Consider the following 10,559-nt stretch of genomic DNA (forward strand, 5'->3'; position numbering starts at 1 on the left):
GCACCGCTCCCCCACCGCGTCGACCACCTCCGGCAGCACGGCGGCGCTGGCCGGGGCGGCGTCGAGCTGCCGGCCGCCGTGGTTGGAGACCACCACCGCGTCCACCCCGGCGTCCGCCGCGCGGACCGCGTCGCGCGCGTCCAGGATGCCCTTGACCAGCAACGGCACCGGGGTACGCGCCCGCAGCCAGGCCAGGTCGGCCCAGCTCAGCGCGGGCGCGAAGACCGCGCCGGTGTGCGCCTTCACCGCCGACACCCCGGGCGTGCCCCGGTGGGCCAGGTCGTCCCGGTCGCCGGGCAGGTTCGCGGCGCCGACGTGCGGCGGCAGCGCGAAACCGTTGCGCGCGTCGCGCAGCCGCCGGCCGAGCACCGGCACGTCCACGGTCACCATCAGCGCGGCGCAGCCGGCCGCCGCCGCCCGGTCCAGCTCCTCCAGCTCGCGGCGGATGGTGACCGGGTCGTACTGCTGCGACTCCGCCTCCCGGGCGACCACCTTGACCATCGCGGTGAGCCCGCGCACCGGGGCGTACGGCAGCGTCAGCAGTGCCCACAGGATGTCCATGCTCACTCCACCAGTTGGTGCGCGCTGACGAAGTCGTACGGGGCGAGCGGGCCGATCAGCCGCATCCGGATCAGGTCCCGACGCTGCTCGGCGAACTCCTCGACGGCCCGGACGAACTCCTCCTCGTCGTCGACGCGGACCAGGAACGCGACGTTCACGGCGTCCAACTCGTGGCTGGGTTGCCGGGGCGAGTCGGCGACGACGAGCCCGTCGACGGCGTCGACCGCGGCCCGGTTCTCCGCCTCCCGGCGCAGCTCCACCGCCTGGCTGATCATCTCGCCGAGGCGGATCCGCTGCTCCCGGCTCTCCACCTCCGGCCGCCCGCGCACCTGGTCGGCGAGCGCGGCGGCGTCCGGGTCGCCGGCGAGAAGTTCGCCGATGAACTCCCGCTCGTCGAAGCGCCCGTGCACCGTGTACTGGACCCGGTCCTCGAACTCCGCCAGGGCGTCGGCGAACCGGTCGTGGTGCGCCGCCAGCAGGTCGTGCACCGCGTCCTCGCCGGTCACCACCGTGCCGAAGCGCACCGGCAGGACCGGCGCCACCTCCGCGGTGCCGTCCAGCAGCCGCTCGTACGCGGTGAGGTCGGCCGGTCGGCCCAGCGGCTCCTCCAGCCCGGCCTCGCTGACCAGCGCGGCGAGTTCGCCGTGCCGGATCGCGAGGACCTCGCCCGGCGGGGTGCCGACCCCCTCCGCGTCGGGGGTCGGCTCCACGTCGGACGGCACGATGCCGTAGATGAACAATCCCGTCTCCTGTCCCATGGTCAGCGCTCCCGGGACCGGCGCCGGCGCCGTTCCCCGTCGTCGCCGCCGCGGATCGAGTCCGCCACCGCGCCGCTGATCTCCTGCGCGGCCTTGCCGAGCCCGGACACCGCCCTGCCCTTGGCGGCCGCCCCGGCGACGCCGTCCACCAGGTCGGGCAGCGTCTTCTGGTCCTTCGGCACGATGTCCATCCGGTCGACCGTGTCGGCGAACCGCAGGTAGGTCTCGATGCTGGCGACCACCACCCGGGCGTTGATCTCCAGCAGTTGGATCCCGACGACGGCGACCGACACCTGCGCGTCGATCACCACGCCCTTGTCCAGCACGGTCTCCACGACGTCGGAGAGGCCGCTCCCACCGCCGCCGGTGCGCTCCAACGCGCTACCGGGGCTCCCGGTCGTGGCGGCGACGCTCACTCCCCACGCTCCTCACGCCGACGGCGGACCACCGGACGGCGGGGCGCCTCGGGGGCACGACGGGCCCGCTCCTCGCGGGGTTCCCGCTCCGCGCGCTGCGGGCGGCGGGCCCGCTCGGGCTGTCGCCGACGCGGCGGCTGCTCCTCCTCGGGCTCCTCGTCGTACTCGTCGTCCTCGAAGTCCTCGCCGTCGTCGTAGTCCGCGTACTCCTCCTCGGCGGGGGTCGGGCGACGGCGCGGCGCGGGCCGACGGCGGTCGCGCGCGGCGGGCCGGCGCTCCTCCTCGGGCTCTTCCTCGGGCTCCGTCTCCGGCTCCTCGGCGCGGCCCTCCTGCTCCTCGCGGAGCGCGGTCTCGTGGTCCTTGACCACCTGGGAGTCCTCGATCTCGCCCCGCCAGCCCTCGACGGAGTCGGGGTCGAGCACCGTCACGGTCATCACGTGCCGGACGAAGTGCTTCAGTTCCAGCCGCACCCGGCGGCCCTGGGCCCGCCAGAGGTTGCCGGTGTGCTCGAAGAGGCCCTGCGGGTGGTACTCCAGCACCACCAGGATCCGGGTCAGCTCGGGGCCGACCTCGTGGAAGCTCACCGTCCCGTCGACGGAGCCCTTCTCGCCCTTCGAGCGCCAGTGAATCAGCCGGTCCGGGATCTGCCGCACGATCGTCGACTCCCAGCTCCGGTGCGACCAGAGGACCTGCGCCTTCCAGGTCATCTTCTCGTCGGAGTCGCAGTCGGCCTGCTCCACCTTCTTCATGAAGCTCGGGAAGTCGCCGAACGTCGTCCACTGGTTGTACGCGACCCGGACCGGCACGCCGACCTCGATGGTCTCGACGATGTTGGTGACCTTGAGCTTCTTGCCGCCGCCCTTGCCACCCTTGCCGCCGCCGAACGCCGACATCAGCTTCTCCTTACCGCCGGCCAGGCCGGCATGGAACATGGCCTTCAGCGGGGAGTTGCCGTCGGCGAGCTTCTGCGCGCCGGTGGCCGCGGCGACCAGGCCCGGTCCGCCGCCCTGCTTCGCGTACTCGCTGAGCCGACCGGTGGCGCCGGTGACCCGTTCGGTGACCACCTGCACGGCCCGTTCCCCGATCGCGGAGGCGAGGTTGCGCAGCTCGTCGCCGATCTGTTCACGTGCGCGGTCGGTGAGGCTGGTGGGTGCCATCGTCACCGCCCCCGTCCGCGCCGGACCGGCGCCGGCCGCCCGGCCCGGTCCTCGTCGTCGCGGTCCTGGTCGTCGGCCAGGGGCTGGTCGTCGAGCTCCTGCTCCTCGTCGGGTGCCGAGCGCTCGTCCGTCGACTGCTCGCCGGAGCGGCGGCGCAACGCGTCGGCGCCGCTGCGCAGCCTGCCGCTGACCGCGTCGATACCGCTGCCGGCTGCGGCGGTCGCCGCGGCCCGGCCGGCGGTGACCAGCGGCGCGCCGAGCTTGCCGAGGTTGCCCAGTTGGGGGCTCGACCCGAGCAGGCCGGTGGCCATCTGCTTCAGGCCGCCGGGGTTCTGGCTGGCCCGGCCGGCCGCGACGGCGGCGGCCAGGGTGAGTGCCGTCCGCAGCTTCCGGCGACGGCCGAGGACATATCCGAAACCGACCGCCAGGGCGATCCGAGCTCCGCTCTTCATCAGTTCTCCTTCGCTCCCCGGCGGAAGGGACACCTCATGCTGGAGCAGGCCCGGAAGACATCTGCCGGGGATCAGCGAAAAGAGACCTGCGACCCGGTGTCCCGCATCAGCGGACCCGGCGGGCAGTACCCGTCAGGAAATGCGTGAAACATTTCCCGCGGGGAAGACGAAATGCGTCGCAGGGAGGGAAAAAGCTCGCATCTGACCCCAGACTAGCAGGGAAGACGCGAGATGGTTGCCTTGCGGCAATCGTGTGGTCAGCGAATGGGAATGGCCGAGTCCAGACACATTCTGGCGCGGATCTTCCCATTCTCTTCACGCAATTCCGCGCCGCATCGGCGAAGAACGGAGAGAGCGCCGACATTGTCCGGTGTGGTGTCCGCGACGACCGTGTGCATTCCGGCCGCCGCGGCGGCGTGCAGCAGCTCGCGCAACGCGGCGGCGCCCAGGCCCCGCCCCCGGGCCGAACGGCCCAGCCACATGCCGGTCTCGACCACCCCGGGCTCGTCGCAGCGGGCCATCCGGACCATCCCCACGACCTCGCCGCCGGAGACGACGGCGTACATGGCGGTGCGGGTCGGGCCGGCCAGACCGCCGAAGCTGGCCCGGTGGAACTCGCGGAAGGCGTCCCGACGGGCCAACGACCAGCCGGCCGGGGCGTCCACCGGGGGCATCACGTCCTCCGGCTCGGCCTCGGCCGCCGCTACGGAGAGCAACGGCTCCAGGTTGCGCTCGTCCACCGGCTCCAGCCGTACCGCACCCGTCACGAGCCGCAGTCTGCCGGCCGCTCCGCCGCGCGTCCACCCCTTTGGGGACCTACTGCCGGTACGGCCGAGCGGGCCGACCCTTCGTACCCCCGGGGTGTTCCGCCTCACGCTGCGTTGTCATCCGACCGGTTCGTTCCGACCGTGAGGGTGCTCACGGCGCGGGCGCGAACTCGCAGAGCGCGACCGAGGCGTCGTCGCTGCGCTTGCGCCGCCGCAGCCGGTCCGGATGGTCCCGCTCGGCCACCCGGACCCGGTCGATCAGCCCCTCCGGCCCCTCCACGGTCGCCACCTCCAACAGACCGGCCCAGTCGAAGAGGCCGAACTGCTCGACCGCGCAGGACGCCCCGTCGCTGAGCAACGCCGCCCGGCGCAGCGCCCCCGGTCCGCGCAGCGGGACCGTCCCGGTCACCGCGTGGTACGCGGCGTCGGGATCGGCGGCCGCCGCCCAGTAGCCGTGGGTGCGGTTCATCCGCGTCCGCTGCACGCTCACCGCACGCCGGAACCGCACCGCCGGTTCGACGTCGTCACCGGGCAGCGCGGCGGCGGTCCGGCGCAGGTCGGCGAGCGCGGTCTCCAGCCGTCCGTCGGTGACCACCTCGATCTCCCGGTCGGTCTGGAGCACCAGCGGGCTGTCGCAGAGCACCAGGTAGTCGGCCCGGTCGCCGCCCTCGCGCAGCAGGCACACGGTCGACGACGGGGTCCCCGGGTGGTCGAGGTCGCACACCCCGCCGTGGTCGGCCCGCACCGCCAGGATCGCCGCCGCCAGACCGCTCATCAGCGTCGCACCGGGACGGGCGGCGACCGCCAGGCCGATCCGGGCGGCCAGGTGGCGGACGTACCAGGCCGGGCCGTGGACGCAGCCGGTGTCGAAGCCCTCCGGCACGGTCGCCCCGTCGAGGACGCCGACCAGTGGACCGAACCGGAAGACCAGGTCCTCGTTCTCGGGCCGGCCGGGCGCCGGGTCGGAGGCGGAGCGGACCCGCATCATCGGCGCCTGCCCCACCGGCCGGGTCGGGCTGCTGCCGGTCGCGTACCGGCGGTCCGGTGCACCCATCGAGTCGCTCCCTCCGTCGTCGCCCGCCGCCTACCCGGAGGGCGCGGGGCCATGCGACCTCGCCCCACCGACACATCTCGGCAACCTTCCGTCATCGCGTCAGCACAGCCGGTAGCGTCATCTTCGATCGGGTCCGCACGAGCGCCAGGGGGTCGCGATGTTGGAGCGGTTGCACGAGTCGGGAATCCGGGCGGAGCACGCCTACGTCGCCGGGTTCGTCAGCATCGGGCTCTCGTTCACGAGCTGGTTCCTCTCCAAGAGCCTGGAGCGTGCCGGGGTGGCGCGGGCGGACCGCTGGGGCATCTTCATCGGCGAGTGGGCGCCGACCTTCTTCGCCATCGGCAACGGGCTGCGCACGTACGAGAAGTGAAGCCGGTCAGCGCCGCCGGTTGCGCGCCCGCGACGAGCGGAGCCGTCGCAGCCGGCCGATCAGCACCGGCTCGGCGGCGAGCGCGGCCGGATGGTCCAGCAACCCGTTGAGCAACTGGTAGTAGCGGGTCGCGGAGAGACCGAAGGTGTCCCGGATGGCCTGCTCCTTGGCGCCGGCGTGCTTCCACCAGCGGGACTCGAAGGCGAGGATCCGCCGCTCCCGCTCGGTGAGCCCGTCGACCGGCTCCTGCGCGACCGGCTCGGCCGCCTCGACGGACGCCGACCCGGCGGACACCGCGGACTCGACCGGCGGGGCGGAGCGGGGCGGGGGCACGGTGGGCTGCGCCTCCGGGGTGGACGGCTCGGCCCGGTCGGCGGCCCGTGGGGTGGCGTCGGCGGACACGGCGCTCCTCTCCGACGGCGAACGAGACCGGCGCGGGGCACGCGCCGGCCGGGGACCCCAGCGTAACCAGGGCCGTCCCCGGCCGCATCGCACGCGCGGTCCGCGCCGCCGGCGTCGGCCGGCGGCGCGGACGGCGGTCAGGAGATGTCCCGCCGGCGCATCGTCCAGAACGCCCCGACCAGGGCAGCCACGGCGCCGACCCCGAACACCAGCGCCGACTGCTCCCAGGTCACCACGTACTTGGCCGGTTCGCAGGCGCCCTTGGCGAACTGGCAGGTGTCGTAGTCGAACAGCTCCGCCTGCTTCATGAACCACGACTGGGCGTACGTGGAGAGCACGTAGCGCTCGCCGAACGGCACCGAGAGCACCCCGACCGCGATCCGGATGCCGATCTCGCTGATCGCGAAGACCGCCACCGCTGCGCCCAGGGCCATCGCGGTGTGCCGGCCCAGCGAGGCGAGCGCGAAGGCCACCGCCCCGACCACCAGCACCAGCGCCACCGCCCGCAGCCCGTCCAGCCCGATCGAGCGCCAGACGCCGGCGGTCGTCTTCGCGGTGGTGCCGCGGGACGTGCCGATCAGCCAGAACGCCGCCGTCCAGAGCGCGCCGAGCACCACGGTCACGCCGAGCACGGTGGTGAGCAGGGCGGCCAGCTTGGTACCCAGCACGGCGAGCCGTCTCGGTCGCCAGAGCAGCAGGTTCATCATGCCGCCGGTGTTCCACTCGGCACCCACGAAGGAGGCGCCGACGATGAAGGCGAAGAGCGCCACGGCCCCGGCGAAGACGGCGATGAACGTGGGGAACTCGGCCCGGAAGTCGAACTGGTAGGGCAGGTTCCACTTCGGGTCGAACATCTCGGGCTGCGGCTGGTAGTCCTTGCCGCAGTTCGGACCGAACCGCTCCTCGGTCTGCTCGCCGCGGGCCTGGGCGGCCTCGCAGTCGGTGACGGTGCGCTTCCAGTCCTCCACCGACCGCTTGTACTGGGCGTCGGACTCCGCCTGGGCGGCGGCGACCACGTCGGGCGAGAGCTTGTGGCTGGAGAAGCTGAACGCGGTGGCGACGGTGGCGAGCCCGACCAGCAGCAGGACGAGCATCAGCCGGGTGAGCCGGCGCTTGCCGAGCCGGCGCAGCTCGGTGACGAACAGGCTCATGCGCCCCAACCTCCTGCGGTGCCGGTCTGGTCGACCTTGGCGGACTGATCGACCTGACGGTGCTGGCCGGGGACCGGCGCGGTCGCGGTCAGTTCGAGGAAGACGCTCTCCAGGTCGACCGCGACCGGGGTGAGCTCGCTGACGTAGAGGCCCTGCTCGGCGAGGAGCCGGCTGACCTCGGCCGGCTTGTCCACGCCGGACAGCATCAGGTGGTCGGCCTCGCTCGTCGCGACGCGGATCCCGGACCGGGTCAGCGTCTCGGCGGCCTGGGGCAGGTCGCTGACCGCCTCCAGCCGCACCCGCACGGTGCCCTGCGAGTGCGCCGCGAGCACCTCCTCGACCGGCCCGAACGCGACCCGCCGGCCGAGCGAGATGATGGTGACCGAGTCGCAGATGAGCTGGATCTCGCCCAGGATGTGGCTGGAGAGCACCACGGTCATCCCGGACTCGGCCAGCCCGCGCATCAGCCCGCGCATCTCCCGGATGCCGCCCGGGTCGAGGCCGTTGGCCGGCTCGTCGAGGATCAGCAGCTTCGGGTTCTTGAGCAGCGCCGACGCGACGGCGAGCCGCTGCTTCATGCCGAGCGAGTAGGTCTTCACCCGCTCGCCGGCCCGGTCGCGCAGCCCGACCAGCTCCAGCACCTCGTCGACCCGCTGCCGGGGCAGCTCGCCGGCCTGGGCGAGCAGGCCCAGGGTGTCCCGCGCGGAGAAGTGCGGGAAGAACTGCGGGCTCTCCACGATGGCGCCGACCCGGCCGGCGACCGTAGGCAGCGCGTGCGGCAGTTCCTGGCCGAGGATGGCCATCCGGCCGCCGTTGGGGCGGATCAGCCCGAGCAGCGTACGCAGCGTGGTGGTCTTGCCCGAGCCGTTCGGGCCGAGGAAGCCGTGCACCTGGCCGGCCTCGACCCGCATGTCGAAGCCGTCGAGCGCGTGGCGCACCCCGCGTTTCCGGCTCCGGTACGTCTTACGGAGACCCTCGATCTCCAGGACAGCCGACACAGCTGACCTCCCCCGATGTAGGTGACAGCGACACCATACGCGGTATGCACGCGAAGGCAATACCGGGTATGCACGTGTCGGCGTGTTAAAAGGGGGCCCCTCCTCTACCGGAGGCGTTAGGAGGGGGCCCTTCCTTGCACCCTCAGGCGCAGACGACGTGCACGCCGGCGTCGCGGAACGCCTGCACCACCGTCGGGGACGCGCCGGAGTCGGTCACCAGCGTCTCGATCCGGTCCACCGGACAGATCCGGGCGAACGCGTGCCCGCCCAGCTTGGACGAGTCGGCGATGACCACGACCCGCTTGGCCCGGGCCACCATGAGGCTGTTCATCGCCGCCTCACCCTCGTGGTGCGCGGCGGCGCCGAGCTGCGGGTCGATCGCGTCCACGCCGAGCAGGGCGACGTCCAGGGTGACCTCGCGCAGCAGCGCCCCGCCCAGCGGGCCGACCAGCTCGAACGACTTGGGTCGCACCACGCCGCCGGCCACCACCACCTTCATCCGCGAGCGCACCAGCAGCTCGTTGGCGATGTTCAGCGCGTTGGTGACCACGGTGAGCTGGGCGCCCTCGGCGCTGGTGTTGAGGTCCGGACGCACCGCCAGGGCGCGGGCCACCTCGGTGCTTGTGGTGCCTCCGTTGAGCCCGACCACGGTGCCCGGGGACACCAGCGCGGCGGCGGCGGCGCCGATCCGCTGCTTCTCCGCCGAGTGCTTGGCGGTCTTGTAGCGCAGCGGCAGGTCGTAGGAGACGCCGTTGGCGACCGCGCCGCCGCGGGTCCGCGTGATCATCTGCTGCTGGGCGAGCTGGTCGAAGTCCCGCCGGATGGTGGCCTGGGAGACGTCGAGCCGCTCGGCCGCCTCCTCGACGCTGACCCGGCCGCTGTCGGTCAGCATCTCGAGCAGCGCGTTCCAGCGCGCGTAGCGGTCCACCGCGGGGGCCTCCCCTGACTGTGCACGAACGGTGATTGATTGCGTGCACAGTAGTGCGCGAAACTAGGTCTGCGCAAAACCCTGTGCTGCGCGAACCGCGAGACGGTTGCCACAGCCACCCGGGTTCGCGCAGAATGACGCGCGAAAGACGGCTGTATCGCGCCGTATTGCGCAAGGTCTCCCCTGGCGAGGAGTTGTCATGGCGTTCGTGCACGCGGAGATCGCGAGCCAGCCCGACTGCTGGCGGGAGGCGGCCCGGCTCGCCCCGACCGTCGCCGGGCAGCTGCCGCGACCCGGCGAGCGGGTCGCGGTGGTCGGTTGCGGCACGTCGTGGTTCATGGCGGCGGCGTACGCCGGGCTGCGCGAGGGCGCCGGCCAGGGCGAGACCGACGCCTTCCAGGCCAGCGAGTTCCCCGTCGGCCGCCATTACGACCGGCTGATCGCGATCACCCGCTCCGGCACCACCACCGAGGTGCTCGACCTGCTCGCCGCGCTGCGCGGGCGGATCCCCACCACGGTCCTGGTCGGCGACCCGGACTCCCCCGCCGTCGCCCTGGCCGACGCCACGGTCGCACTGCCCTTCGCCGACGAGCGCTCGGTCGTGCAGACCCGCTTCGCCACCACCGCGCTCGCGCTGCTCCGCGCGCACCTCGGCGAGGACCTCGGCCGGCTCGCCGCCGACGCCGAGGTGGCCGTCCGGGCGCCGCTGCCGATCGACCCGGCCCGCATCGAGCAGGTCACCTTCCTCGGTCGCGGGTGGACGGTCGGGCTGGCCCAGGAGGCCGCGCTGAAGTGCCGCGAGGCGGCCACGTTCTGGGCCGAGGCGTACCCGGCGATGGACTACCGGCACGGCCCCATCTCGGTCGCCGCCCCGGGCCGGCTGGTCTGGGCGTTCGGCGACATCCCGGACGGGCTGCCGGAGGACGTGGCGGCGACCGGCGCCGCGTTCGTGCACAGCCGCACGCACGGCTGCCGCACGGTGCTGACCAGCTGGGCGGCCGGCCGCAACCCGGTCGACCCGATGGCCGACCTGATCCTGGCCCAGCGTTTCGCCGTCGCGCTGGCCACCAGCCGCGGTCTGGACCCCGACGCGCCGAGGCATCTCACCAGGTCCGTGGTCCTGGCATGAGCGAACGCACCGAGCGCAGCGAGGGCCGTGAGAGCATGCCCGGCTGGCAGACGGCGTGAGGTCCGGCGACGAGGTCGTCGTCGCGCTGGACGTGGGCGGCACCGGGATGAAGTGCGCCCTCGTCCGGCCGGACGGCACGACCGTGCACAGCGAACGGCACGCCACCGACGCCCGGCGCGGCCCGGACGCGGTGGTCGACACCGTCCTGGACGTGGCCGACGGGTTGGCGGGCAAGGCGCGCGCCGCCGGCCTCACGCCGGTGGCCTGCGGCATCGCCGTACCCGGGGTGGTCGACGAGGCCCGCGGTGTGGCGGTCTGGTCGGCGCCGGGCCGGCGGCGTTGAGGGCGTTGAGGACCGAGGTGTACGCGGCCTTCTTGTTGCCGCCACCGTCGAACAGCAGTGGGTTCTCGTTCGA

12 protein-coding genes and 2 pseudogenes are annotated in these 10,559 nt (G+C 73.3%); 3 read left to right on the forward strand and 11 right to left on the reverse strand.

Annotated features, from left to right (window positions below; translation table 11 throughout):
* The 7 genes and pseudogenes from HUW36_RS16275 to HUW36_RS16305 form a co-directional block, all read right to left on the reverse strand.
* Window positions 1-531: pseudogene (locus HUW36_RS16275) on the reverse strand (alpha-hydroxy-acid oxidizing protein); the annotation flags it as partial.
* A gap of 32 nt (window positions 532-563) precedes the next feature.
* Window positions 564-1,319, reverse strand: coding sequence for a GvpL/GvpF family gas vesicle protein (locus HUW36_RS16280; protein WP_174528952.1), 756 nt, complete (start codon window positions 1,317-1,319; stop codon window positions 564-566).
* A gap of 2 nt (window positions 1,320-1,321) precedes the next feature.
* A complete protein-coding gene (gene gvpJ, locus HUW36_RS35160) occupies window positions 1,322-1,735 on the reverse strand; it encodes a gas vesicle protein GvpJ (protein ID WP_174528953.1) in 414 nt (137 codons plus the stop codon).
* Window positions 1,732-2,892: an SRPBCC family protein gene (locus HUW36_RS16290; RefSeq protein ID WP_174528954.1), complete on the reverse strand. Its 1,161-nt coding sequence runs from the start codon at window positions 2,890-2,892 to the stop codon at window positions 1,732-1,734. Before HUW36_RS16290 ends, gvpJ begins: the two co-directional genes overlap by 4 nt.
* Before the next feature lie 2 nt (window positions 2,893-2,894).
* On the reverse strand, window positions 2,895-3,344 hold the full coding sequence (locus HUW36_RS16295; protein WP_246248189.1) for a hypothetical protein: 450 nt from the start codon (window positions 3,342-3,344) through the stop codon (window positions 2,895-2,897).
* 257 nt (window positions 3,345-3,601) lie between these two features.
* Window positions 3,602-4,111 carry a GNAT family N-acetyltransferase gene (locus tag HUW36_RS16300; protein ID WP_174528955.1) on the reverse strand — a complete coding sequence of 170 codons (510 nt, stop codon included), beginning with the start codon at window positions 4,109-4,111 and terminating at the stop codon, window positions 3,602-3,604.
* 151 nt (window positions 4,112-4,262) lie between these two features.
* Window positions 4,263-5,165: a hypothetical protein gene (locus HUW36_RS16305; protein WP_217428824.1), complete on the reverse strand. Its 903-nt coding sequence runs from the start codon at window positions 5,163-5,165 to the stop codon at window positions 4,263-4,265.
* 157 nt (window positions 5,166-5,322) lie between these two features.
* Between HUW36_RS16305 and HUW36_RS16310 the strand changes: the two genes are divergently transcribed.
* Window positions 5,323-5,535, forward strand: a complete 213-nt coding sequence (locus HUW36_RS16310) for a hypothetical protein (protein WP_091569036.1) — start codon at window positions 5,323-5,325, stop codon at window positions 5,533-5,535.
* Window positions 5,536-5,541: 6 nt separating this feature from the next.
* Here the strand turns inward: HUW36_RS16310 and HUW36_RS16315 are convergent, their stop codons facing one another.
* The 4 genes from HUW36_RS16315 to HUW36_RS16330 all read right to left on the reverse strand — a co-directional run bounded on the left by HUW36_RS16315 (window position 5,542) and on the right by HUW36_RS16330 (window position 9,014).
* Window positions 5,542-5,937, reverse strand: coding sequence for a DUF3263 domain-containing protein (locus tag HUW36_RS16315; RefSeq protein ID WP_174528957.1), 396 nt, complete (start codon window positions 5,935-5,937; stop codon window positions 5,542-5,544).
* 137 nt (window positions 5,938-6,074) lie between these two features.
* Window positions 6,075-7,088, reverse strand: coding sequence for an ABC transporter permease subunit (locus HUW36_RS16320; protein ID WP_174528958.1), 1,014 nt, complete (start codon window positions 7,086-7,088; stop codon window positions 6,075-6,077).
* On the reverse strand, window positions 7,085-8,026 hold the full coding sequence (locus HUW36_RS16325; protein WP_281357528.1) for an ATP-binding cassette domain-containing protein: 942 nt from the start codon (window positions 8,024-8,026) through the stop codon (window positions 7,085-7,087). Before HUW36_RS16325 ends, HUW36_RS16320 begins: the two co-directional genes overlap by 4 nt.
* A 202-nt stretch (window positions 8,027-8,228) precedes the next feature.
* Complete coding sequence (locus HUW36_RS16330) at window positions 8,229-9,014, reverse strand: DeoR/GlpR family DNA-binding transcription regulator (RefSeq protein WP_091569025.1); 786 nt, start codon at window positions 9,012-9,014, stop codon at window positions 8,229-8,231.
* Between the two features lie 199 nt (window positions 9,015-9,213).
* On the opposite strand from HUW36_RS16330, the gene HUW36_RS16335 reads away from it, so the two are divergent.
* Window positions 9,214-10,143 carry an SIS domain-containing protein gene (locus HUW36_RS16335; protein WP_174528959.1) on the forward strand — a complete coding sequence of 310 codons (930 nt, stop codon included), beginning with the start codon at window positions 9,214-9,216 and terminating at the stop codon, window positions 10,141-10,143.
* Between the two features lie 106 nt (window positions 10,144-10,249).
* Window positions 10,250-10,468: pseudogene (locus HUW36_RS16340) on the forward strand (ROK family protein); the annotation flags it as partial.
* Window positions 10,469-10,559: the final 91 nt, after the last annotated feature.

The sequence above is a fragment of the Micromonospora maritima genome, from assembly GCF_902825405.1.
GTDB lineage: Bacteria > Actinomycetota > Actinomycetes > Mycobacteriales > Micromonosporaceae > Micromonospora > Micromonospora maritima.